This window comes from Legionella quinlivanii (genome assembly GCF_003265995.1).
GTDB lineage: Bacteria > Pseudomonadota > Gammaproteobacteria > Legionellales > Legionellaceae > Legionella_C > Legionella_C quinlivanii_A.
This window is the reverse complement of record NZ_MVJN01000013.1, coordinates 1-23,409: the sequence shown is the minus strand read 5'-3', so window position 1 is coordinate 23,409 and position 23,409 is coordinate 1. Positions and strand designations below refer to the sequence as shown.

Sequence of the window (23,409 nt, the reverse complement as noted above, 5' to 3'; positions counted from 1 at the left end):
TACCTTCCTGATTGTCGAAATCAAAGAACTCAAAAATATCCTCATATGCAATTATTATATCTTCAGTATCCACAAGTATACCTACCTTACATTTTGATACTCAATAATACTATTATTTTCTAACCAACGGAAATCATCTAGTAGGTTTTCAACGCTATCACTCTCACCAAGGAATGCTATTGAAGCATTACTAGCGGAAATAGGATGTTCACAAATATCCCCCACCTTTACTCGAACATCGAAATTGTACTCTCCCTTCAGCTTGGGTAATGTAATACTCATAACTTTACCCTTTTGCATGGGAATATATCCACTTATTTGAAACCCTTCAAAATTTTCTTTTAAAGGTAATGGCTTATTTAATTCTAAAAGTATCATCGCTGTTTCCATGCTAAGACCGGATCGCTTTTTGTGAATTAGATTAATTGCTCCACCAGCTTGACGAATGTTAGTCTCCAGAAAAATAAGCGTTCCATCATTATCCACGAAAAACTCAGTGTGCATGACTCCATTAGTAAAATTCATAACACTTGCAACTAGTTTACTCGCTGATTCTATTTTCTCTTCTAGATAATGATTTTGTATTGGAAAACTAGAAATTATCTTACCTTTTAAAAACAGGTGGTTGGGGTAAGAGTATTGTCTTGCTTGTAAATACTTAATTTGTCCTTGTTGTATATATGACTCACAATGAACCAATGGAAGATCGTAGAATTTTTGAATGATGAATTGTTTTTCATTCCGAGATTTAAATTTTTCCCAGCAACTTTCAATTTCTACAGATTTAACCTGTAAAGTGCCTTCTGCACCAGCTAAATTATCAGGTTTTATAAAGTAATCTCCCTCTCCTAATCTTTCTCTAAGTAACCTTGGAGTTATAGAAGAATCGAATACGACTGTTTTTGGAGTAGATAGTGTTCCACAAAGAAGATCATACATTTGGGATTTTATTTTAAATTTTGTGATTTCTTTAACCCCCATCCCCGGAATAGAGAAATAATCTCTTAATTGTGCAACCTGCACCAAAAAATTATCGTTGTAGCAAACAATAGCATCTGGCTTTTTTTGGGATATTATTTCTAGAAAATGCTGGAATGTCAGATCCTCATAATAAACTGCTTCATATTCATCTGAAATGTTTGTATGTTCAATCCCTTTCTTGAAGGAGTAGATTGGATAAATATTATTCTCTTTTAGAATTTGAGAATCTATCTGGTCATACAAAAACGATGGCCCTATAAGTAACACGTTTTTCTGTTTCATATCTTACTGAAGTATTTTTGCATTAAGCTGCATAATGTTGAGATAATAGTTAAAATTGCAATTGCTATTATTAAAATGTGTTTTAGCTCTAGTATGGTTAATTTTGATAGTCCACGAATGAGCAAATATAATAAGGCTGGACTTAACCCGTTTAAAACAAGGGAATGAAAGTTAGTTAATTTTGCACCCTGCAATTCGTTATACTGCTCCAATTGCGCAACCTGCCGAACATAAAACAAGCTTAGATACTCTAAGAATGCATAAGCAGCAAAAATAAACAATAATAAACTCAAACCGATCACCTGTTTATTTATAGACCAAAAAAATAAACCCAAAAAAACAGGAACGAGCAGGTTTATATAAAATATAGAACTCATTAGCTCTTTCCTAGAAAATGTTACATTTCTTTTTAAAAGAAATAAGGTGAATATGAGGCCAATAAGTATGGAGAAAAAAGGTTCGCAAGAATAAGTATAATTAAATACATTTAGACTATTGGACTCACTTTTAACAAAGTAGGTTAAAATTGATCCAGTTAATACAGCTAAAACCAAACCATAACCAAGGCCAATGCTAACTAGCATCTGCAAATCAATTTTTTCGATTTCAATTTGATGAATTTTATAAAAGTAAGCAATAACTATAAGTATCAATAAAGCCCCAACCCAACCTGAAAGCATGAATGCAGTTGATACTATTGATGCAACAATCAACATTAAAAAAATCAGTAAAAAAGCAATTAAAATTTGCATGAACGAAAATTGATCACATATTTCTCTGAAAGATAGATGATATTTACGAACAAATACTAGATAACAAACAAACGCCATCTCCAAAACCATACAGAATTCGCTGTATCGCTCGGCATAATCATTTGCGAAAAACCAGCTAAATATTCCAAGCGTTATTACGCCGGAAAAATTTAAAATAATTCCGAAATAATTATTACCATGAGCAGCAGACAAATTAGTTTTTCTGGAGTTGCTAATTTCCTCTCTGACTAATAACTGGAAAAAACAGATAACAAAATAGTGCGCCCCGCTCCAAGCATACAGTGAAAGTATATTGTGTGTATTCATTACAAAGTAGCTGGTGATAGTAAAAAAACCACTAAAAACTATAGCTACCAATCTATATATATGTAGGATGCGATTCGCACCACCTTTTTTTGATAATGTTTTACTGAGAAACTGATAGAAGAACGACAAGAGCATACTATTGCATGCTAACAACATGGTAATTTGTGAAAAATATAAAATTAACTCGAATGGGCTTCTCCCAACCTTGTCGTAAAAATGAGTTTCGATACCTAAAGCTCTTATTGGAATGTATACAGGAAGAATAAAGAAGTAGATGAAACCAATGCTTGAGAATAGTCCACTAACAATCATATTCCTTGAACTATTCATTATAGTTATCTTCCTAACCTTTTAATCTAAAGTAGGTTATTATACCTAGAGCTTCCATTCGTTCAAATATCCCAAAGTATTTGCTATATGAATAATAGATATTGTAGACAAATCCCAATTTTAGGGAAAGAAGGCCAGTATAATTTGGAAAACACTTCTGTATTAATCATTGGGGCAGGAGGAGTAGGATCGCCACTAAGTTTATACCTTGCCGGCTCTGGTATTAGTACTCTAGGACTTATTGACTTCGATGATGTTGACCTGACAAATCTTCATCGCCAAATTCTATTTTCTGAAAAAGATATAGGAAAAAACAAAGCTCTCCAAGGTGTTCAGAAACTTAAAACGTTAAACTCTGGAATTAGTATTAATCCCTATGCAGAGAAATTAACGATTAAGAATGCAAAAGAGATTTTTCACAAATACGAACTTATCATTGATGGTTCTGATAACTTTCAAACCAGATATTTAGCAAATGACATTTGTTGTCAGTTAAATTTACCACTTATTAGTGCTAGTATTTACAAATCGCAAATTCAAATTGCCACAATCAATCCCAAGGTAGCATGCTATCGCTGTATTTTTCCTGAACCTCCACCTCCGAACATTGTCCAAAGCTGTTCATTATCAGGAATTATTGGCACTACCTCTGGTATTGCTGGTAGTATTGCAGCTTCAATTGCTATTCAAATAATCTGTCATAAAACACCCTTGGAAAGCAAGTTACTTAGAATTAACTGCGATGACTTTTCTTCTGAAAAGCTTGAACTTCTTAAGAATCCAACTTGTACGTCTTGTAAGGCTAAATTAGTTACATGGCCAGCAATTAGCTATAGAATCAGGCTAGAAGATATAGAGGTGAATGATTATATAGTTATAGATGTTAGAGAGTTAAATGAAGATCGTTCCAAAATGCTTGTATTAAACCAGCTACACTTACCATTCTCCGAGCTAATCAAAAGCCTTCCCCAATTACCTTATAAAAAAATACTTGTATATTGTTCACAGGGAGTAAGAAGTGAATATGTGGCACATCTTCTGCGGACTAGAGGGTTTGAAGCATTTTCCTTAGGTGTATGTATATCATTAGACGGGAACTAGATTTGAGAACTCAAAAACGAGGTTCATCAGAGCCACTACCTTCGACTAAGGAAGGAAGTTCTGGTGGCTCTGCAAAATTCAATTTAATTGAGATTAAACCTACGGACTTATTCCTTCTCTGACATAATTTTGTCAAAGAAAGCTTTGTCTCCCAAGCTAAGTCTAATAGACACTGATTTTCTTATTAATCCGATCCTAACGTCCTTCATCAAAGGTCTTGTAAGCTTTATTTTCTTTTCAAGCTCTATTATCTTTCCTTGAGTTTCTTGAGTGAAAAATACTTGAGTTGGCCCTTCTAATGGTGATTGGTTCAACCCCTCGTGAATGTCATCAATCAATTCAATATAATCTGGATCTCTTTCATAATCCGCCCAATTTATTTTTGATATGGTATACAAATAGTAATTCACTGCATCCTCTATTAAACTAGACTGCTTACTCCGACCTGGGTAATCTCTTTCTGCCTGAATCTTTAGTTTTTTCTTAATATCGGTTGGAAAGCGCACACACACCAACCATTTCTCTTTTTTTTGTGGTGAGCGAAAAATCATTTTTTTCTTCTTAAAGCCCTCAATCATAATCATTCCCATTCATAATCAAAAAAATCTAAATAATTAAAATTACTTTAAAATTCAATTAGTTACAAAATTATGACCCGGGTCATAATTTTTCGTTTAGGGCTAATTCTTTTACTTTATATAGTAGGTCTTCTAAGCTTTTGAATGTAATTTCCTTGTTCACGTCGTCAATTTCAGGAAATCTCGAAAGAAGAACTTTATAAAGAACTGATGTTTCTCTTTCATCACTAACTTTGAAGGTTGCATATTTCTTTTTAGCTCCTCCCTGACGACCTCTAGGCTGAGGTTTGTGCTCCGGCTTAGACTTAACAGGTTCACCACCATTCAAAATATTTTCAATCTCTGCATATGTTTTTGGAACAAGCATACGTATCGTTTTGAACGATAATTGATTGGCATTCAGTTTGGAAAAAAAAATGGGAGGAAACTTCTCTGGCTTAAGACAAATAATTTTCAATGCACTAGCTATTGCTTCATTTAAACCTATTATTGAAGACAACTCCTTATTGGATAAATCAATCGTTTCATCATCTAATAATAGATTTTGGACTATCAAAAAATTTTGAGCAACAGTTAGGCCTTTTCTTAAGTTATTTTCAGAAAGTTGTCTTCTTAATTTCCTGTGTTTTACTTTAAGTTTAGCGAGTAAGCTTTCATCAGTAATTTCTATACAAGTAACATTAGGAACACCCGCCATAATTGCGGCTAATCTCCTTTGATGCCCCTCTAGGATAACATACCCATATTGTTTCTCGGAATTGAGGAAATAATCCGGATCATTTTCTTTATCAGCTAAAAAAATCTCGATAGGTTCTATCAAACCATCATTTCTAATTGAATAGGCAAGATCTCTTAGAAAGTTATAACTGTCTTCTAGCTCATCATTATCTGAAGTACAAACTTCAGAAAAGCTTGGTATTATATACTCTCCTGTTGTTGGGTCTGATCGACAAAGACTTTCTTTTGTATCTATTTTCAGATTGTACCTTATCCATGTGTCATCGATTTTATCTCCTGGCCTAGGATTATAAGGATCTGGTATTAAGTGTAATGGATCGTGCTCCACTAATTGTTTGCCTCTTGTATATTTTGTATTAGCAGTTATACCTGCCCGCATAACCGTATCTGGCTTGCTGTTTTTAAGCTTGAGCGAGGTTGCAATGATTTTCTTTTTCATTTCTCTTATCCTTATCATTTAATACTTTTTGATACACAAACTCACCGAGCTCAATTGCTTCTATGGCGAACCTATCATTTTCTTTTAACTCAGTGTAAGGAGCAGTTATGGGAGCTTGATCTTCATCAATATCAACAGCTCTAGGGGAATCATGTATCTCAACATTATCTAAAAGTAATTTACAGAGCATCTCATTTGATTTTATGGTTTCGACAATACGATTCTGTGGAGTCCTTTTATTGTAATCCACTTTATTTTTTAGCAGTCCAATAATTTTAGCTTGCGCGTTTGCTGGTCTATGTATATTTTGTCGATTTACTAAATCAACCATTCCTGCTAACCCTTGCAAAGATTTATTGCTTAGTTCTATTGGAATGAGAACATGCGTAGCAGCACGGATAGCGCTTTGGGTCAAAGGGCCTTTTGCTGGTGGAGTGTCAATTATTACCAAATCATAACCGCATTCAATAAAATCATCCATTGCAAAGAAATCGTACGCTCTTTGAACTATACTTTCCAAGGTTTCGCTATATTCAAATGATTCGATATCCTTAATTAGGCCTGCATTACTTGGTAAGATATCTAAATTTTCGAGATCAGTAGGGTAAGGAACTACTGGATTTCCTGTCCACATATCTAGTGCAGAGGATCGCCCATCCCATCCCTCATCATCTTTGCTATTAGGATCATAATCAGGATGCAATGGGGGTTTGTAGTTAGACATTTCCCTAATCCGAGTATCTCGCAAAAACCTATATGACATATTTCCTTGTGGATCAAAATCAAGAACCAGAACTTTTTTATTTTTTTTAAAAGCGATATATGTTGAGATCAACTGGCTTATCAGACTCTTACCTACTCCTCCTTTATTGTTGGCTACAACTAAAACACGCGGGGTTTTAGATTTCATTTATAACTCCAATTTGTATTTTCTAGCAGTTAACAATACATAATTACCCACCAATACTCAATACTGTATTGACTATTTTATTTAGAATAATTAAATAGCCCTGTCTACAGGTCTAATCGAAGTAAAATCAGGAAGTTATAGTAGGAACAAATTCCAATTGAATTTGCTGTATTGAGTATTGACACGAAGACTTCAGATCACGTATAAATCCAGATAGTGATAAATTCTTAGATTCTCATAGTCGAACATTTAAGATAAGCAAAGGGAAAAAAATGTAGAAGATAAAAGAAGACGACAGTTGTGAAGAGCGGCAACTCCTCACAACTGTGAAAACAAGCCAAGAATGAAGCTAAATACATTCTCGAATGAATTTGATCGAGATATGTTGCTTGTTTATAAACACACCCATATATTAGCTTCGTTCCCTAAAAAAAACAATAAGATAAGGAATTATCTATGGGGAACTTTTGTTCCATTTTTCACGCGAGATTTAAACATCTAGTCGCGGTTATACCCTCAGTAGCAAAAGCACATTTTATGGATTACCTTCTATTAGGATGGGAAAAAAGCACCTATCAATTAAAAGGTTCCAGTAATAAATGGTTCATGAAACCATATGAAGAAATCGCTACTGATACAGGCATTCCCAAGGGAACTTTTCAGCGTTATTTAAAAGAGTTTTCTGATAAGGGCTTTATTGAGCGTCGTCAGGCTTTATTTACACGAACAGCAAACGGTGAGTTTCAAGTTAAGAAGGGTGCTTATATCAATATTACCGAGAAATTTCTCTCTATCCTCAAACAACCTGGTAACGAGTCGAAAAACTTGTCGGATGAAAGTAATTCAATTCACAGTAAACGGCGTAAATCAAACCCCGACATTACTTCAGATAATAAGAAGGCAAGTTGTTCAAATAAAAGCATTTTTGAGATGATCGAACCTCTCAATTTGCGCAGTCTATATATAAGTGATCTTTATAGCTCTTCTCTTAAAACTAATATTATTGGTAGAAATTTATTCTCATCTGTGGATAAGGACAAGCATCAGCGAACCATTAAACAATTTGAAGCAGTACAGCAGTTTTTACTTTCTGACGTTAAAGAAGAAATACCGGAGCCCATAAAAGAATTGATCTCCGGTACATTTTTCAATTTACTGGTTAAAAACAAGGTTCAGATATCCGCACCGAAACAGCTGGCAGCAGAGTACTTATTTGCCTTGTTAAACACGCAGTTCTATCTGCCTAAAGTCACTTGTTTCAAACACAGAAACAATATCCTTTCCAAGCTTTTACGGGCGAAGCAATGGCAAACCCCCAAGGGGTTTTATAACCATTTTTATCTGGGGGGCCAGTTTAAAGATAAGCAAGTGCTTCGTGAAACCCGTTGGCAAGAAGATAAAGACACAGAGATTAATCCCCGCACTAATCTATCCAAGGAGGACAATCAAGAGCCTCGTTTGGCGGCAGTTGAGGCAGCCATTTGCGCAAAGGCCACCTTGTTAGATACGTTGAAGCAGGCGATTATCCAGCAATCCGATGAAGAAAGTATTTTACTCATGCGAAAGAAAATACATGATGCTCGTCAAGAACTGGAAGCATTATGGGAGCAGCAAAGAATCCTGGAATTAGAATTGGAACAACAAACGATGGAGGATGATTCATTGCTTTGTGCCTAAGTGTTGCTTGGCATAAGAAGAAAAAAATAGGGTAGAGGTACTCTAATCTTTTTTCTCATTGAGCCAATCCTCAATGGCCTGGGTAGTTGCAAGAACCGCATGCACTGTTTGTTGATATAGTGGCTCGAGTTGCTCGGTTTGGCCTGATTTCCAGTATTGATCAAAGTACTGGCACGCCATCTTTAACTGAGTGGTGCCCACATACACCGCGCCACCTTTGATTTTGTGAATGAGTTGCTGGGTTTTTTCCCAATCACTGGCTTGGTGTGCCAGCTTTAATTTTTGCATGTCTTCAGGCAGTGATTCTGTAATCATAAAGCGAAGCATATCGGCTACATTGGTCTCGGCTCCCAGTGTTTTTATTCCTTCTGCAATATCAAGTAAGGGGAACTCAGCCAAGGATAGGGGCGGCCTCTCTGTTGAACTTGCCAGTTGACAGGGCGTTAGTTCTTTTTGGCGTCCGGGAATAAATGCATTGATCATATCCGCACAGTTTTTAGCCGTGAGTGGTTTGGTCAGTACGGCATTCATTCCGGCATCGATACAGCGTTTTTTATTTTCGTCGCCGGCATGTGCCGTTAAAGCAATAATGGGAATATGCGTTTTCTTGGTTAATTCCTGCACGCGAATGGCATGGGTTACCTCATATCCGTCTACATCAGGCAAACCGATGTCCATCAGAATTAAATCATAGTGCTGCGTTTTCCATAAATCGAGCGCGGTTTTGCCATCTTCTGCTATATCAACGGCACATTGAAGCTTGGATAACAACGATTTGGCTGCCTGCTGTGCAATGAAGTTGTCTTCAACCACGAGCACTCGGTGCTCAGAGGATTCAACGGAGGGGCTGGATGGTGGTTTAATTTGCTGTGCATAAGTCGTTTCGTACAGTTGATCGACCAGCGAATCCTGTTCTTCCATGCCTAAATCATTATCGAGAAGCGGCTCTTGAAGAGGGATGACGCAGGTGAAGGATGAGCCCCTGCGAGGCTCACTTTTAACATAAATTTCACCATTTAATTCATCCACAAATTGCTTTACAACCGACAGACCCAAACCGGCACCTTTATAAATGCCTTGATAGGAGGGGGTTAAGCGTTTAAATTGAACATAGATTTCCTGCTGTTTGTCTTTGGGAATGCCAATGCCAGAGTCTTCAACAACCAGCATTAACACCAATTGCTTCCCTTCCTGTTTAGCAAGATGCGCGGATAATTTCACAAATCCAGTATCCGTAAAATTTAAGGCATTGGCCACTAATTCAAGAATAATGCGATGAATACGCACTTTATCCCCTATGACATAACGGGGTATGGCTTCATCAAATTCTAAAGACAGGGTTAATCGTTTCTGAGCGCTTCTTGCCCTGTTTAATTTAATGACATGTTCTAATGCTGCTTTTAAATCAAATTTCTTTTTAAGCCTGGGGATTTCTCCCGAGCTGACGCGGATGGCTTCCAGGACTTCATCCATTAATTCAAGCAGCGCATGACTGGAGGCGATTAAATTGTCGGCATATTCCTGGATATGGGGGGTATTCGCGTCCATCTTCAGTAAATCAGCAAAGCCCACAATGCCTGTGAGCGGCGTTCTAATATCATGACGCATATTATCTAAAAACTCGGTTTTGGCCTGACTGGCTGCTTCGGCCAGTTCTTTGGCACTGCGAAGTTCGGACTCCAGTTTTTTGATTTGAGAAATATCCAGCGAGACTCCTAAAACACCAATAATCTGTTGATTTGCATCTCGCAAGGGTTCTTTGTAAGACAGATAGGTTTTTCTTCCCGCGGCTGTATCAATCGTTTCTTCCTGAATTTGCGTGGTACCGGTTTGTCTGGCGATATCGTTGGCTTTGTTGAGCTCTGCGGCTTGGTTTTTCCACGGCATATCATAGTTGGTCTTGCCTACTATATCGTGGCGAGAATTCAATTGAGCGGTTTTGGCCTGCATATTATTGCAGCCTAAAAATTCATTTCTTTCATTGAGCCAGTAGATGTGGCCCGGGATTAAGGCAATGAGATTTTCTAAGAATTGATTCTTTTGCTGTTCCTCAATGAGTTGGGTTTTGAGTGATTCCAGCTCTTCGAGCAATTTATTGATGTCGGAGGACGGTCTATTGGTATTCGCCATCATGATCCCTTTTTTTACTAATTATAGAATTAAATAAGCGAATATAAAGGCGGCTTGTGTCGCTATTGACCTGTTGGTTCAAATTATGTACAATATAATCCGTTGAAGGCTTACAGGGATACATTAAGGAGAACCATGGTTAAAGTCAAAGGATCTAAAAACGGGGATATTCTAAAAGCACGATTCGAGGGGAATTCCAAATCATTATTCCCTAATCTCAACAAAACCAAAGCAGTAGTCCTTTTAAGCATTAAAGGGAATCAATATTGTACCGGTGACTACTTAAGCGCCATTATAGAGAAAGCCACCGCTGAGTTTGGATTTACCACGTTCCTAATCGCGGATGAAGTGTATTGGCATAATTTGTGTCGGGATATTGAACCAAACACCAGCACCGTTAATGCACTGAAAGAAGAAGCCACTCTGCTGGGAAAAACCTATTTTGAGAACCATTTAGATTGTTTTTTAAAGCCGCTGGGACTGAACTCCACCGAGTTTGATTCGCACCTTATCGAAGCGTTTCCACTAGACAAGCAAGCCGCATTAAACCGAATCGCCACGAACTACGAGGTGGTGTTTTGGCGGGATTGGCTCAACAAATCCAATGAATACCTCAGCCTGCAATCGCAAATCACGGCCTTGTATCAGTCAGAACCTGTATTAGCCGAATCCGTACAGCGAGTGGCCTCTGATTTTGTGCGAAGACACGCGCATGAGTCGGTATCAAACGACGTACTGATGCAGTCTTCTACTAACTATCTTATCGAAGAAAGCCCGGCCGTCATGTGGATTGCTGCCTCATTAGGCGTTAATTTTATAGTCTACCCTGGTGACATGATTGCGTCATTCGCCGCCTCCCGTGATTATTTTATACGAACAGAAGAGGAAAAGAGCCCGCTCTTTGTAACCATCAGTCAGCCTAAATTAGCAGTGAACTGGCTCGAGGTCTCCTTCATCCGCAGCCGTTCATCGGACAATACTAAACTCACCAAAAATAAGCCCAGTGTCAGTGTCGATGACCATGAATTAACCCGGCTGATGCGGGGAGTTACTGAAGGGATTTTTTCTCTCGACGTCGAGCACAATGAAAAAATCAGACTCATTACCGATATCATGTTGACTTACCAGAAACGAAAATCCATGGATTTAAGCGGAATGTTGGGGTAATTACCGAGGAGGAGAACACCTTCATAGCGTTCTTTAGACCCCTTTTATGCCTGGGATGAAAATCATTTAGAAGCGTGGGCATGCGTGTTGAATACGGTGGAAGGGACGCAAAACCCCATAATGAAATTTATTATTAATTATTAAGTACATAGGGCACCTAATGCCTCTAAAGAAAACAGCGGCAAAAAGTCAAGACTGGTTCTTCTAAAAAAAAGAAGATACAATGCATTTCCGAAATTTCTATCCCAAGCCTAGCTTTTGTGGATAAGTTTTTTTAAAACATCTCTCTAGTAGCCCCTCTTTTCTTCTTTTCCTCTTCAAGCCCTATGATTATAAAGGCGTATCGCGTTTTAAATACGATAAATCCCGTTATTACTTATCCACAAAATCTGTGGATAACGATGTGTATAGAATGTTAGAGCGCTGATAAGTAAAGGAAAAAAGCCACTGCCCAGACATTTTTCAATCTGTGTTGAGGCGAAGAGCACTATGATGCTCGTCTGCTTGCCAGATACTGGCGACGTTGGCTTCTTTTAAGAGTCTGTTGGCATGCAAATGCTCCCAGGCGGCATGGCGGCAGGCAATTTGCGATTCAACCGGCAAGGACTCAAAGTCAATTCGTTCATCAGCGGTCATCACCTCAGTGATATCGATACTCCCATATCGCTTGTGCTGCCAAAGGACGTATGCTTTTGGCCAGTAATAGCGGAAATGAACAGTCACTTGTTTTCCATCCAAGTGGCAATCGGTTTGATGCAGAGACATGGTATTCACTCCTTAGAAAGCACATGATAGGGCAGGGTGTGTTTAAAAAAAGACAAGACTGGAAAACCCGGCGCATTTTCTTTAAGCTTCGCGCATGAAAACCGTATTGCTCTTAATTATTCTTTTATTTAGTCAGGCGTGCGATGCCGCACCGCCTGCTAATTTTGCGCAAGCCAAAAAAATAGCCGCAGCCGTATTTAAGCCGCATCCAATCACCCTATATTGTCAATGCCATTACCAAAACAAGCAAATTGATTTGGCGAGCTGCCAGATGGATGCCGCGGCGGATAAAAAGCGTGCGTTACGCCTGGAATGGGAGCATATTATGCCCGCAGAAAATTTTGGCCGGCAATTCGCCTGTTGGCGGGTACCGCTTTGCCGTCATGCCAACGGCACACCTTTTAAAGGACGGGCTTGTTGTGAAAAAATAGAGCCGCGATTTCGCCAGGCGGAAGCTGAGCTTTATAACTTATGGCCAGAAGTGGGATTGTTAAATCAGCTCCGTTCTAATTATCGCTATGCCGAGCTCCCTGGTAAACCAAAAACCTACGGCTGTGAGTTTTATGTGGATAGCGCTACACGTCGCATTGAGCCAGCCGATGCGGTAAAAGGGCTTGTTGCCCGCGCAAATCTGTTTATGGCTGACCGGTATGGCATTGCATTAAGTAGCGCACAACAACAATTATTTATTGCTTGGCATCGTCAATTTCCCCCAAGCGCCTGGGAAAAAGAGTGGGCTGCTCAAGTGGCCGGCATTGAGGGGTATTCCAATCCCTGGATTGATGCGAATGCTTAAGAATGGATCGGATTACTCTTTACCCTGTCGACTTAAATCCAATGAGCCCCTTGGCTATTGATGATTAAAGTTAAGCAAAGTAGCTTGGCCAAATGGCAATGAAGCTCATTATTATGCGTCTTACGGACACGTAGATGTAGGTTAACCTTGAATTGGAAACTCAGAGCCAGACTGCAGCACGTCTACTTTCACGATAATTGACAGCCAGTATGGCTTTACTATACTTAAAGTGTAGACAGAAGATCGCGGAAGCGAACTCTTTAGTCTGCATCAGAAACCACCTTAGGGTGGTTTTTGTTTTTCTGTCACAAGCATTGGAGGAACCATGGGCTTAGGGCAGTATCGCGCCAAACGTAATTTTTCCCGCACCCGTGAGCCACCGGGCGCTGAATCTTTAACTTATCATTCGCGCATTGTTATCCAAAAGCATCAAGCTTCCCATTTGCATTACGACTTTCGCTTAGAGCTTCAAGGCGTTTTAAAAAGCTGGGCGATTCCGAAAGGACCAAGTACTAATCCCGCTATCAAACGCACCGCTTTCAACACCTCATCCAGGCAAAAGGCGAAACGGGCAGTCACTATAGGATTTTGTTGAGGGGTATGTGGGCGAATGTCTTGGATAGTCTCTTTTACAATCGCAATCGATAAAGGGAATAAACCAAAATCTGGGATGTTTGCCTTTGGCCTAACCAGTACACGGTCTCGCCGATTTGCCATTCCATAGACACTCCTTGTCTTTAAGGAATTTTGCGGTACAGATAATGGTGGCTTAAACGCGAAAGAAAATCCAGTGCATGGACGTTTGAAATTGAACGGCCTCAAAAATCATTCTGTCATGGAGGCATCAGTCGATAGGGCTTCAATGCAATCGTCCCCCTTATACAGTGCGGAATTCACTTTAGGCGTTACGGGATGGCAGGCAAGCTCAACGGATTGGGGCTGTTGGAGTAAAAGACTCACATCCTCAGCGGAAAATGGGGTAGGGGAGAGCCATTTTGCTTGTTGAGTCTCGTCTAAAAACCAGGGCATGCGGTCATGGAGTTGACTGACGAGTTCATTGGGCGAGGTGGTCAGTAAGCAGCAGGAAGGAATAATCAGGTCTGGTTCAGGTTCAAAGCGCTCCCAAATGGCAGCGACCGCTAAAAGGGCATTGTCTTTCTGATGAATATAGTAGGGTTGTTTGACGGTTTTATTGTCTTTAGGGTGATGCTGCCATTCAAAAAAGCCATTCATAATTAAAAGGCAACGCCGGTATTTAATCGCTTGTTTAAAGGCTGGCTTTTCGGCGGCTTGTTCGGCACGTGCATTAATGAGCAGCATTGATTTTTTGCCTTTTGCATACCAGGGCACAATGCCCCAGCGCATTTGAACCGCTTTTAAGCCTTCTTCCGTTGCAATAAGGCAAAGGGCGGCTTCGGTTGGTGCAACATTGCGGCTTTTGGGCAAAGGCTCCACAGTGGTGACTGCAAATTGCTGTTTTAGTTTTTCGATATCGGTGTCGACAGAAAATCGGCCGCACATGGTAATTCCTCCAAAGACTCTTTAATCCTAGTCAACGGCATTTTCCTTGTCCACTGCCAGTATAGGCAATGGGTAAATCAGACCAGCGCGTGGTGTAACAAGGCGACATTAATTGACGTTTCATTGACCAGGATTTTTGGAAGCCTTCAGCGGCTAAACGTAGGGTTCTCGCGCCATATTTTTGATTGACGCTATCCATTAAATGCATCAAGGTAGTCGAGTGCTGCAAATCACTTGGTTGGTTGAATAAATCGGCCTGGTAAAAACGGTTACTGGTTAAATCATTTAAGAGGACGCCTGATTTATGATAGAAAATGCCCGGTTGATAAATTTTCTTTAAACAGTATTTCGCCCATTTGGTGATAACCCGCACATCATCGGTGGGGTTGACCAGGCGAAAGCCGATGGAGTTTGCATATTGCTTGGTATCTTCGCGAAAGGGATTGGAGCGAATAAATACCGAAAGGTATTGGGTGGTTAATCCTTGTTTTCGCATCTTGGCCGATGCCGTAGCGCAGTGATGGCTAATACCTTCTTGAATGACCTGATAGTCCGACTGCAGACCGCCAAAGGAGCAGGAGGACATAATTGATTGCTTAGGCTCCGGCGTTTCCAATTCCAAACACGATACGCCATTCAACTCCAGCACGATTCGCTGCATGACCACGCTAAATTTGTTGCGCATTAAATTGGCGTCAGATTCTGCTAAATCAAGTGCTGTTTGAATGCCTAGGCCATTGAGTTTTTTTGACCATTGGCGCCCAATCCCCCAAACATCCGATACCTCAAGCTGACTTAACCATCGCGCCTCGCTTCCTGTGATGTCAAAGACCGGGGTTTGCAGTTTTTTCTTGGCGATGAAATTAGCCGCTTTGGCCAGTGTTTTGGTTTTGCCAATTCCAATGGAGGTGGGGATGTGCACGCCTTTTAGGATGGTTTTCTGCAAGTTTTCGCAAAAGGAAAACCGCTTGGATTCAGGTAAAGTGCTTAAGTCAAGGAAGGCTTCATCAATGGAGTAAATTTCAGTCTCCGGCCAGTGTGCTTCAATGAGGCGCATGACGCGATGGGAGATATCACCATATAAGGTATAGTTCGAAGAAAACACTTTCACTTTGTGCTTTTTGCACAAGGCTTTGACCTCAAAAAAAGGGGCGCCCATGCCAATGCCTAAAGCCTTTGACTCATTGGAGCGGGCAATGACACAGCCGTCATTATTGCTGAGGACCACAATCGGCGTCGTGAGTAGGTCTGGCCTGAACAATCGTTCACAGCTTGCATAAAAATTGTTACAATCGATGAGTGCATACATGGCAAATCCTCAAGCAATGAGTCGTGATAGCCCTGTCCTTTTGAGTTATTCTTCTCGTGTTGAATGGGTTGGTTTGAAAAGCGTACTTAATTCAAATATACTCGTCTCTTTCATAGAATGTCAAATAATTGACAGGCTACATGCGGAGTTGCAATGAGAGGTGGCAAACGAGACGGAGCAGGGCGGCCTAAAGGCAGTAATCAATACGGTGAATCGACTAAAGCAATGCGTATCCCCTTATCGCGTATGGAAGAGGTCAAACAGTTAATTAGTTCCTCAAGCCGATTAACGCTGCCTTTATACACCTGCAAAGTCAAAGCAGGATTTCCGTCCCCTGCGGATGATTACATTGAAGCGCATTTGAATTTGAATGAATTTTTGATTAAACATCCCTCTTCGACGTTTTTATTGACCGCCTCTGGCGATTCAATGAAGGAGGCCGGCATTCATAACGGCGATTTGCTGATAGTTGACAGTAGCCTTGAGGCGACCCACGGAAAAATTGTCATCGCAGCCATTGATGGAGAGCTCACTGTGAAACGCTTATCGCGCCTAGGTGGGCAAGTGCAACTTTTGCCTGAAAACCCAGCCTTTTCAGCCATCGATATTACTGAAAATCAGGATTTAGTCATTTGGGGCGTGGTTACGCATGTGATTCATCAGGCGGTATAGGCCTAATAGTTCAGAGCTCTGCATCCTTGCAGAAGGTAGCGTCCTGGTACCGCTAAAAAGTCCGTTTAAAACGTCCAATGTCTTTGCTCATCTGTCTTAAAGATAGACAAAGTGAAATAGAAAAGCAGTAGGTTATTGGCGCAGTGAAGGGCGAGAAATTTCTCAAAACACTGAGGTCATTCGGGTTAGTGATTTGCTCATTGCCTTTTCAAGGCGAAAGTATAGCGATGGGGTTATGGATCCCATTGCAGCCCGCCATCAATCGACTTGCTTGTAATATGCATTTTAAATCAACCCTGATATAAAGACGATTTGTGGAATTTACCGAATATAAGGGCATCATCATTATTATTTGCATTGGGTTGCCAAGCAGCTATCTGCCGAAAAGCCACCAGAGCCACCAGAGCCAGTCTCTTTCAGTGTTAGAGTTTCCACCAGAGCCAGAGTTTCCGCCAGCCCCAGAATCGCCGCCAGTGCCAGAGTTTGTTCCTTGAGTAGCATTACCCCCTCGACAAGTCGAGGGACGGTATTTATCGGGAAGTGTTCCGGCACGACAATCCCAGATCATTTCCCCTCCGGACTGTACTGTTGGAGTCAGTATGATCGTACCATTGCCAGCTAAGGGAGTGTAAGCGATTGTTATCTGACCATTTTGAATATTAATGGAAGAAACAGAAGGAGTAGCCGCTGGAGGTGAATAGCCTGCTGCGTTATTATCAGCCGGAAGCACCCCATTTTTAACTTGAGTGGTTTCCGATACGGTCTGTTTTGCAGCACTGGCTAAACTCAAACCTTCCGTCACGCGTGCTCTTATCGTGTAATCTTGATAAGCTGGAATTGCAATGGTTGCTAGAATTCCGATGACTACGACAACAATTAATAATTCGATAATTGTGAATCCTAATGCTTTCATAGCATAGCAGCCTTTAAATTCCCATTATTTAGTATAGCTTCTATATTAGACTTAAATCCACTTTTCCAAGGCCGACTGTGACCGACAATGTTCATCGGATTCCAGGCTGAAAATGCCGCAAGAGATGAGGCAATTAGCTCGGACCTGCGTAATTAAGGTCAGTTTTATTTTTTTGTCAATGTTAAAACAATTAATAAGGGATTAAAGCTAGGGCGCATTCATTACAACTTCAAACACTGAAAGTGACTCATGGGATTACTCTCGCTAAAACTTAAAGACAAGCGTGAAAATATAAAAAATGCTCAAAAGAAAGTACTTAAGCTGTACACTCTCCATTTATAAAATATAGGCAAACTGAGTTCCGGTATTTGCTTAACCTGTGTGGTGGTTGTCGCTGAATAATCTGCTGTAAATTTTCACTGATGCCAGTTCCACAAATACCAGAGGCTATTCTGTTATCAATTAGGATACCCTATGGTCCCATCCATTATTTTGGGATTGTTTATACTTAGTAATTAAATCCTTCAACGTATCTTCTAAAGTCCATTGGTGCTGAAAAGACGTCAGTGCGAATAAGGTATTGAGGTTAGGGCAGCGTTGCTCAATATCCACATAGTCGACCCCATAAGCCTCATCATAAGGGATGTGAACAATTTCAGAGTTACTTTTTGAGTAACTTTTTGTTAATTCCGCCAGATTATTGATAGAGATTTCTCTATTATTTCCAATATTGATACTCTTACCAATACTCTCAGGGGTATTGATAACTAAATCAAGAGCCGCTACCACATCCCTTACGTCACAAAAAGAACGGGTCTGATGGCCATCCCCAAAAACAGTGAGTGGTTCATTCTCACAGGCTTGTCTTATAAAACGGGGGACAACCATCCCATATTGCCCTGTCTGCCGAGGGCCAATCGTATTAAATATTCGGGGTAAAATGACCGGTATATTTTTCTGATAAAAATGGGCATACCCGATTACTTCCTCAGAGAGTTTACTGATGGAATAAGTCATATGGGAGTTTGTAAGCGGTTTTAAGTTTAGGGAGCTACTTTCGCATAAACCTTTAGAATCTCCATACACAGCGGATGAGGAAACAATCACCGTAATAGGCTTTTTTTGAGCGTTAGCGATGGCCTGTAGCAAATGGTTGCAAGCAATAATATTATTATTGATTACAGCGATGGGATCATGTAGGACTTTAAACATTCCAACCGATGCGGCTAGATGGAAAATAACATCTGCCCAGCTCACTGTATCTTGCAAGTTTGGCCAAGTCAATAAATCGGCTTCCTCAAATGTAAATGACTGATGCTGTTGAAATTCACTGATATTTTCAATTTTTCCAGTGTCCAAATTATCAATGCACACCACTTTATGCCCTTTTTCAAGATAATATTGGGCAAGATGAGAGCCAATAAAACCGCAGCCACCAGTGATTAATATGTTCATTTAGTAATCCTTTTGGTTAAATTATCCCGCTTATGCCAATAGTGCTCTGGATTACAGGCAATTAAGCTGTTGCGCTCGAACTTGATTTTTTCCGCTTTTCTTCGCTTCATACAAGGTTTTATCGGCTACTGAAATGATTTGCTCCACGTTTTCCTCTGGGCAAGAAGGTGACACACTCACAATACCGATACTTAGTGTAGTTGCATTCGAAACTTCAGATTGAACCTTATTTTGTAATTTCCTGCATAATAAAATAGCCTCTTCCAATGAAGTGTTCGTAAGAATTGTCGCAAACTCGTCACCGCCAATTCGAAAAGAAGTATCATTTGCTCTTTGAGCAGATTTTTTGATGGCTGAAGCTAAATGCTTCAAAAACAAATCACCTGAAGGGTGCCCAAAGTTATCGTTAAGTCGTTTGAAGTCATCGACATCGATTAACACCAAGTTAATGGGGTGATGGTTTCGTTTGGCTCGAGCAAACTCTTCACTTAATCGTTGGTCAAAATATCGACGATTATAAAGACCCGTGAGTGAATCGGTGATGGACAACCGTTTGATTTCAATGAGTGCCTTCTCTTTTTCTTGGGTTAAGCGAATGGTGCTTTGTAAAATTCTAGACTGGGATTTTGCTGTAATGAGTAACATGAGAACAAATAAAGAGAACATCGTCGCTAAAATACTGTGATTAAATTCTCCTAACCAATAGTTGTAAACGATGAGAGGTAAAAACATCGGTAATAAATACGCACAGTAGGCGGGAAGGTAAACGGATAATGATGCGAGCGCGCCTGCAGCCATTCCCCCGAGAACCAAGGTAATGATATTTTGATTCACTTTTAAAAAGTAAGGATAAAATAATAGATAAGAGCTACCCCATAATGCACCCATTAGGAATGTCAAGGCAATAAATAGGTGTAATGTCTGTTTTTTCTTTTTAATATAACGCTTTGATTTAATGCAATACTTACTATACAGCAAGCGTGCTATGCTTAAAAAGATGACAGCAAGTAACCAAGTCATCACCCAATAAAGTGGTGCTTGTCGGTAGAGTAGATAGAAGGATATCAATACCGATAATAAGCCGTTGAAAGGAATTGACCTAAGGGAGCTTTCCAGTAATAACAAAAAGCACTCGTCTTGTAGTTGAGAGCGGTTTGGTTTCATGTTCTCTGCAATAACCTTTTTAATTAATGTTACCGATAGATTATTTTCTATTAGCGTTAACTCCCATTATCAATTATAGCCTGTATACCACGTCGTTTCTTCGGCGGTGTTCTGGGTAAAGCATGGACGAACAGAGCCATTCACATCATTGTTCTTGTTCCAAAGGTTGACTCAAACAAGCTATCACATGATGTTGTAATAAAAATACACAAGTCGTTGCTGCCCATTGCAAAACTATATTGTTGTGATAGGTCTTTGTTAAACCGGGGGCAGAATTTTTTTTTAAGCTCTCAAAAAGTGCATGAAGCTCAGTGTAGTGACTGAGGGAATCACTAAATAAACACTCCTCAACATGGAAAAAATCTCTATACGCTTGATTATTTAAAATCATAGTCCCTTCTGTATCACAGAGAAAGGCAGGATATGGGTATTCTTCAATGAAGTGCAAGCTCATAGTTGCTCTGGGGTAAGAGACTAAAGAATAAATAGTACTAATAAAACGAATGTTATACTAGATACACTCAATCGAATGATAGTATGGACCTCGTACTCGTTTGAATTCACGGCCTACAAGAAGCTGGCCTGTATTTAGCTGCTAATGTTCCCCCGGTGCAGGTCCAAGTCAAATCACCATTTGCATTTAAAGTAGGCGTTAATAGGATGGTACCGCCTCCGGCAGCTGCTGTATAAGTAATTGTTATCACTCCGGTATTGGCTGCAATGGTGATAGAAGAGACGTTTGCCGTAGCGGCCGGTGAGACATAACCAGTAGCGGCTTGAGAGGTGGGAAGTGCATTTCTAGCGATGGTGGTTTCGGCGACCGCCGCTTTTGCAGAGGAAGCTAAACTTAATCCCTCTGTCACTCGAGCGCGAATCGTATAGTCTTGATAAGCAGGGATTGCAATCGCTGCTAAAATGCCTACGATAGCCACAACAATCATTAACTCAATCAGTGTAAATCCCTTATGTTTTTTCATCTTATTATCCAAATCCTGTGACACTTCCGAAGTAACCATTAAACTGATAAACTGATAAACCAGAACCACCACGTGGTGGTTCTGTGCGATTGTCGTTTTGGAACTTTTGCAACTCCCAATATAAGAATAGTACATTTGAGGAACAAAAGTTATACTTTACAGTGAATATAGTTTTCAAAAGCACGCTAGTTTATTTTAACCTCTTCGTTGTTAATTTATACAGTATGTGGAAATGGAGCTTTCGTAAGTGTCTGTTTAAATAGCTCTGTTGTGTATTGGATAATAAATGAGTCCACCCTTCCTTTATGACAGTACCAACATAAATTAATGGTCTCGTTAAAACCTGCTAATTTAAGTTTTACTAATTCCGGATCACAATAATGCAATGGCAATACACTCCAGCACAATCCTGCCTTTACTAATTTGCCTAATGCTTCGAATGAGTAAAGCTCATGCTCAATCATCAGAGGTAATTCAAGTCTGGTAAATATTCGATCCAGCCGGTCGCGTACTGAAAAACCTGACGGCGTATGTACACAAGGGTATCTGGATAAATCATCCCAGCTAATTTCTTTCCTGCTTGCCAGAGGATGTCTGGGCGACACCACAATAAATAATTCCTCTGAGGAAAGTACAGTGCATTGAATAGAGGAATCTACAATTAAATCTTCAGTCGCCAACGCAAGATCTAAAATTCCATTGAGCAAGGAATCCACTAATTCCTTTTTTGGCAGCTGTCTGATATGAAATTGGGGGTAGGCAGCTTGGTCGTTGGATATAAGCTCTATAAATGCGGGAATGAAATCGAGTGCTGGATAAAGAGTAGTTCCCAGCGATACGGATAGTTTGGATAACTGATTTCCTCTTAAATCAGAGTAAGTATTATTCAAAATATTGATTAATTGTCGAGCATAAGGAACAAGTAGTTTAGCTTTAATTGTAGGTAAAACCATATTAGAGCGATTTTCAAATAGTTTTACCCTTAACTCTTTTTCCAGATTAAAAATGCGTTTACTAATAGCAGATTGAGTAACAAAAAGTTTCTTCGCTGCAATTGAATAGGAGCGATATTCATACACCAGCAAAAAGGATTTAAGTTCATTACTATTCATTTAACCCTGCTTCAATCCACTCACGGCTATAGAAAATGTAGTGGTCTAATATGCCTGGACACTTTTATAGGTTAAAATATAACCAATAGGAGTGAAGTATTGAATCAAAGAAAGAGACCGTATTTTAGTTTAGAATTCAAACAGGATGCTGTTCAATTGGTGCTATCAAAAGGCTATAGCATTCCAGAGGCAGCTACAAGTTTAGGTGTTTCGATTAGTGCCCTAAGGAAATGGGTTAGTATGGAAAAAGGGGCTGAAAAGAAAGGGGCTAGTACCTCAGGCTCTCAGCTGAGCTTAAACGAACGCGAAGAGTTGTTACGCCTCAGAAAGAAAATAACAAGCTCAGGATGGAGAGAGAAATCTTAAAAAAGGCCGCGCTTTCTTTGCTCAGGAACAGAAATAAAATATCAATTTATCAAAGAGCAAGAGAAAGCCTACTCGATTAAACTGTTATGTAAAATGATGCAGGTTAGCCGAGCGGATGGCGTTTTGGCGCAAAAAACCCTCTCCAGGATTACTGCACCACTCAGATCGCGGCAGTCAATATGCGAGTTATGAGTACCGAGAGCTATTGAAATTAATGAAAATGCAGCAGAGTATGAGTCGCAAAGGCAATTGTTGGGATAACTCCCCTACAGAGCGTTTTTTTCGCAGCATCAAATATGAATCCTTGAATTACCATCGATTCGCTACTAAAGCCTGTGCCAAGCTTGCCGTGATTGACTATCTTGCCTTTTATAATGGTAGACGGCTTCATTCAACTTTAGGCTATAAAACACCGTTAGCGTTTGAACAGGAGTTTTATCAGAGAATCGCTTGAAACTGCTCAATCAGGAGCGCTGGACTGCGCGGGATTGAGGAGTCGACAAACCGCGGAAGTGGTGCGTCAGCAGGGAGGAATTTTGTTTAGTAAGTTGTTTAAATAAGTGTCCGAATTTACTTGACCATTACAGTACATGACTTTTATTTAAGAGCTGCGCCTATATGGGTATTTGATTTTAAAAATGATAATCACGTAATGCCCTTAAGTTTAGGTGCGGGTAAAGTAATTAATCAGGAAAAACCGTATACAATTTATTTGTAGAACCTCAATTTTCTGTGTCCACTAAAGGCATTGCTCAACCTACCACACAAGTATATGCTGGCCTAAATCTACAATTCTATACCTAAATGCTCATCGTACTACGGGTTTTCCCGCATATCCAGCCCAAACTGGCAATGACTATGCACGTGGCGTGACCGAGTAGTAGCTACGAGCGTTAATAGAATTAAATTTGATGTCCTGGATGTACCTTAATGGCAAAGCTTGAAAT

The 23,409-nt window shown here is 39.9% G+C and carries 22 protein-coding genes and 1 pseudogene; 8 read left to right on the top strand and 15 right to left on the bottom strand.

Annotation, left to right across the window (positions count from 1 at the left end; genetic code table 11):
* Positions 1 to 81: 81 nt before the first annotated feature.
* Together B1207_RS14360 and B1207_RS14355 are read right to left on the bottom strand one after the other, a co-directional pair.
* Positions 82 to 1,263: an ATP-grasp domain-containing protein gene (locus tag B1207_RS14360; protein WP_112220589.1), complete on the bottom strand. Its 1,182-nt coding sequence runs from the start codon at positions 1,261 to 1,263 to the stop codon at positions 82 to 84.
* Entirely contained in the window at positions 1,260 to 2,654 is a 1,395-nt protein-coding gene (locus B1207_RS14355; RefSeq protein ID WP_146740072.1) for a hypothetical protein, read from the bottom strand. The genes B1207_RS14360 and B1207_RS14355 overlap by 4 nt, the downstream gene beginning before the upstream one ends.
* A 105-nt stretch (positions 2,655 to 2,759) precedes the next feature.
* Here B1207_RS14355 and B1207_RS14350 point away from each other — a divergent pair, with 105 nt between their 5' ends.
* Positions 2,760 to 3,773, top strand: a complete 1,014-nt coding sequence (locus tag B1207_RS14350; RefSeq protein ID WP_112220587.1) for a HesA/MoeB/ThiF family protein — start codon at positions 2,760 to 2,762, stop codon at positions 3,771 to 3,773.
* A gap of 107 nt (positions 3,774 to 3,880) precedes the next feature.
* Here B1207_RS14350 and B1207_RS14345 read toward each other — a convergent pair whose 3' ends face one another.
* The 3 genes from B1207_RS14345 to B1207_RS14335 all read right to left on the bottom strand — a co-directional run bounded on the left by B1207_RS14345 (position 3,881) and on the right by B1207_RS14335 (position 6,438).
* Positions 3,881 to 4,351, bottom strand: coding sequence for a hypothetical protein (locus B1207_RS14345; RefSeq protein WP_112220586.1), 471 nt, complete (start codon positions 4,349 to 4,351; stop codon positions 3,881 to 3,883).
* Positions 4,352 to 4,433: 82 nt separating this feature from the next.
* Positions 4,434 to 5,528, bottom strand: coding sequence for a ParB/RepB/Spo0J family partition protein (locus B1207_RS14340; protein WP_112220585.1), 1,095 nt, complete (start codon positions 5,526 to 5,528; stop codon positions 4,434 to 4,436).
* Positions 5,491 to 6,438, bottom strand: coding sequence for a ParA family protein (locus B1207_RS14335; RefSeq protein WP_112220584.1), 948 nt, complete (start codon positions 6,436 to 6,438; stop codon positions 5,491 to 5,493). Before B1207_RS14335 ends, B1207_RS14340 begins: the two co-directional genes overlap by 38 nt.
* Before the next feature lie 537 nt (positions 6,439 to 6,975).
* On the opposite strand from B1207_RS14335, the gene B1207_RS14330 reads away from it, so the two are divergent.
* Positions 6,976 to 8,115, top strand: a complete 1,140-nt coding sequence (locus B1207_RS14330) for a helix-turn-helix domain-containing protein (RefSeq protein WP_253255877.1) — start codon at positions 6,976 to 6,978, stop codon at positions 8,113 to 8,115.
* 42 nt (positions 8,116 to 8,157) lie between these two features.
* On the opposite strand, the gene B1207_RS14325 is transcribed toward B1207_RS14330, so the two are convergent.
* Entirely contained in the window at positions 8,158 to 10,248 is a 2,091-nt protein-coding gene (locus B1207_RS14325) for a response regulator (RefSeq protein ID WP_112220582.1), read from the bottom strand.
* A gap of 132 nt (positions 10,249 to 10,380) precedes the next feature.
* Between B1207_RS14325 and B1207_RS14320 the strand changes: the two genes are divergently transcribed.
* Complete coding sequence (locus B1207_RS14320) at positions 10,381 to 11,412, top strand: hypothetical protein (RefSeq protein ID WP_112220581.1); 1,032 nt, start codon at positions 10,381 to 10,383, stop codon at positions 11,410 to 11,412.
* 462 nt (positions 11,413 to 11,874) lie between these two features.
* Here the strand turns inward: B1207_RS14320 and B1207_RS14315 are convergent, their stop codons facing one another.
* Positions 11,875 to 12,177: a hypothetical protein gene (locus B1207_RS14315; protein ID WP_058524002.1), complete on the bottom strand. Its 303-nt coding sequence runs from the start codon at positions 12,175 to 12,177 to the stop codon at positions 11,875 to 11,877.
* Positions 12,178 to 12,271: 94 nt separating this feature from the next.
* Between B1207_RS14315 and B1207_RS14310 the strand changes: the two genes are divergently transcribed.
* Both B1207_RS14310 and B1207_RS14305 read left to right on the top strand, forming a co-directional pair.
* Positions 12,272 to 12,973, top strand: a complete 702-nt coding sequence (locus tag B1207_RS14310) for an endonuclease (RefSeq protein WP_112220580.1) — start codon at positions 12,272 to 12,274, stop codon at positions 12,971 to 12,973.
* Positions 12,974 to 13,298: 325 nt separating this feature from the next.
* Complete coding sequence (locus B1207_RS14305) at positions 13,299 to 13,568, top strand: DNA polymerase ligase N-terminal domain-containing protein (protein WP_112220579.1); 270 nt, start codon at positions 13,299 to 13,301, stop codon at positions 13,566 to 13,568.
* A 230-nt stretch (positions 13,569 to 13,798) separates the two neighbouring features.
* On the opposite strand, the gene B1207_RS14300 is transcribed toward B1207_RS14305, so the two are convergent.
* Together B1207_RS14300 and B1207_RS14295 are read right to left on the bottom strand one after the other, a co-directional pair.
* On the bottom strand, positions 13,799 to 14,494 hold the full coding sequence (locus tag B1207_RS14300) for an SOS response-associated peptidase (RefSeq protein WP_112220578.1): 696 nt from the start codon (positions 14,492 to 14,494) through the stop codon (positions 13,799 to 13,801).
* 31 nt (positions 14,495 to 14,525) lie between these two features.
* Entirely contained in the window at positions 14,526 to 15,803 is a 1,278-nt protein-coding gene (locus tag B1207_RS14295; RefSeq protein ID WP_112220577.1) for a Y-family DNA polymerase, read from the bottom strand.
* Between the two features lie 153 nt (positions 15,804 to 15,956).
* Here B1207_RS14295 and B1207_RS14290 point away from each other — a divergent pair, with 153 nt between their 5' ends.
* On the top strand, positions 15,957 to 16,475 hold the full coding sequence (locus tag B1207_RS14290) for a LexA family protein (RefSeq protein WP_112220576.1): 519 nt from the start codon (positions 15,957 to 15,959) through the stop codon (positions 16,473 to 16,475).
* 508 nt (positions 16,476 to 16,983) lie between these two features.
* Here B1207_RS14290 and B1207_RS14285 read toward each other — a convergent pair.
* The 6 genes and pseudogenes from B1207_RS14285 to B1207_RS14260 all read right to left on the bottom strand — a co-directional run.
* A pseudogene (locus tag B1207_RS14285) lies at positions 16,984 to 17,388 on the bottom strand (pilin); the annotation flags it as partial.
* A gap of 462 nt (positions 17,389 to 17,850) precedes the next feature.
* On the bottom strand, positions 17,851 to 18,843 hold the full coding sequence (locus B1207_RS14280; RefSeq protein WP_058524216.1) for an NAD-dependent epimerase/dehydratase family protein: 993 nt from the start codon (positions 18,841 to 18,843) through the stop codon (positions 17,851 to 17,853).
* Between the two features lie 51 nt (positions 18,844 to 18,894).
* On the bottom strand, positions 18,895 to 20,007 hold the full coding sequence (locus B1207_RS14275; RefSeq protein WP_065232836.1) for a GGDEF domain-containing protein: 1,113 nt from the start codon (positions 20,005 to 20,007) through the stop codon (positions 18,895 to 18,897).
* A gap of 145 nt (positions 20,008 to 20,152) precedes the next feature.
* Positions 20,153 to 20,461, bottom strand: coding sequence for a hypothetical protein (locus B1207_RS14270; RefSeq protein WP_103989374.1), 309 nt, complete (start codon positions 20,459 to 20,461; stop codon positions 20,153 to 20,155).
* A gap of 106 nt (positions 20,462 to 20,567) precedes the next feature.
* Positions 20,568 to 20,984, bottom strand: coding sequence for a pilin (locus B1207_RS14265; protein WP_058524236.1), 417 nt, complete (start codon positions 20,982 to 20,984; stop codon positions 20,568 to 20,570).
* Positions 20,985 to 21,199: 215 nt separating this feature from the next.
* A complete protein-coding gene (locus B1207_RS14260) occupies positions 21,200 to 22,096 on the bottom strand; it encodes a LysR family transcriptional regulator (RefSeq protein ID WP_103989373.1) in 897 nt (298 codons plus the stop codon).
* Positions 22,097 to 22,195: 99 nt separating this feature from the next.
* Between B1207_RS14260 and B1207_RS14255 the strand changes: the two genes are divergently transcribed.
* A complete protein-coding gene (locus B1207_RS14255; RefSeq protein WP_160037293.1) occupies positions 22,196 to 22,462 on the top strand; it encodes a transposase in 267 nt (88 codons plus the stop codon).
* A gap of 115 nt (positions 22,463 to 22,577) precedes the next feature.
* Entirely contained in the window at positions 22,578 to 22,916 is a 339-nt protein-coding gene (locus B1207_RS14250; protein WP_112220575.1) for an integrase core domain-containing protein, read from the top strand.
* Positions 22,917 to 23,409 lie beyond the last annotated feature (493 nt).

Bases quoted from the DNA above. Each gene is read 5' to 3' on its own strand.
- B1207_RS14360 (WP_112220589.1), bottom strand. From the start codon at position 1,263: ATGAAACAGAAAAACGTGTTACTTATAGGGCCATCGTTTTTGTATGAC.
- B1207_RS14355 (WP_146740072.1), bottom strand. From the start codon at position 2,654: ATGATTGTTAGTGGACTATTCTCAAGCATTGGTTTCATCTACTTCTTT.
- B1207_RS14350 (WP_112220587.1), top strand. From the start codon at position 2,760: ATGAATAATAGATATTGTAGACAAATCCCAATTTTAGGGAAAGAAGGC.
- B1207_RS14345 (WP_112220586.1), bottom strand. From the start codon at position 4,351: ATGATTGAGGGCTTTAAGAAGAAAAAAATGATTTTTCGCTCACCACAA.
- B1207_RS14340 (WP_112220585.1), bottom strand. From the start codon at position 5,528: ATGAAAAAGAAAATCATTGCAACCTCGCTCAAGCTTAAAAACAGCAAG.
- B1207_RS14335 (WP_112220584.1), bottom strand. From the start codon at position 6,438: ATGAAATCTAAAACCCCGCGTGTTTTAGTTGTAGCCAACAATAAAGGA.
- B1207_RS14330 (WP_253255877.1), top strand. From the start codon at position 6,976: ATGGATTACCTTCTATTAGGATGGGAAAAAAGCACCTATCAATTAAAA.
- B1207_RS14325 (WP_112220582.1), bottom strand. From the start codon at position 10,248: ATGATGGCGAATACCAATAGACCGTCCTCCGACATCAATAAATTGCTC.
- B1207_RS14320 (WP_112220581.1), top strand. From the start codon at position 10,381: ATGGTTAAAGTCAAAGGATCTAAAAACGGGGATATTCTAAAAGCACGA.
- B1207_RS14315 (WP_058524002.1), bottom strand. From the start codon at position 12,177: ATGTCTCTGCATCAAACCGATTGCCACTTGGATGGAAAACAAGTGACT.
- B1207_RS14310 (WP_112220580.1), top strand. From the start codon at position 12,272: ATGAAAACCGTATTGCTCTTAATTATTCTTTTATTTAGTCAGGCGTGC.
- B1207_RS14305 (WP_112220579.1), top strand. From the start codon at position 13,299: ATGGGCTTAGGGCAGTATCGCGCCAAACGTAATTTTTCCCGCACCCGT.
- B1207_RS14300 (WP_112220578.1), bottom strand. From the start codon at position 14,494: ATGTGCGGCCGATTTTCTGTCGACACCGATATCGAAAAACTAAAACAG.
- B1207_RS14295 (WP_112220577.1), bottom strand. From the start codon at position 15,803: ATGTATGCACTCATCGATTGTAACAATTTTTATGCAAGCTGTGAACGA.
- B1207_RS14290 (WP_112220576.1), top strand. From the start codon at position 15,957: ATGAGAGGTGGCAAACGAGACGGAGCAGGGCGGCCTAAAGGCAGTAAT.
- B1207_RS14280 (WP_058524216.1), bottom strand. From the start codon at position 18,843: ATGAACATATTAATCACTGGTGGCTGCGGTTTTATTGGCTCTCATCTT.
- B1207_RS14275 (WP_065232836.1), bottom strand. From the start codon at position 20,007: ATGAAACCAAACCGCTCTCAACTACAAGACGAGTGCTTTTTGTTATTA.
- B1207_RS14270 (WP_103989374.1), bottom strand. From the start codon at position 20,461: ATGAGCTTGCACTTCATTGAAGAATACCCATATCCTGCCTTTCTCTGT.
- B1207_RS14265 (WP_058524236.1), bottom strand. From the start codon at position 20,984: ATGAAAAAACATAAGGGATTTACACTGATTGAGTTAATGATTGTTGTG.
- B1207_RS14260 (WP_103989373.1), bottom strand. From the start codon at position 22,096: ATGAATAGTAATGAACTTAAATCCTTTTTGCTGGTGTATGAATATCGC.
- B1207_RS14250 (WP_112220575.1), top strand. From the start codon at position 22,578: ATGGCGTTTTGGCGCAAAAAACCCTCTCCAGGATTACTGCACCACTCA.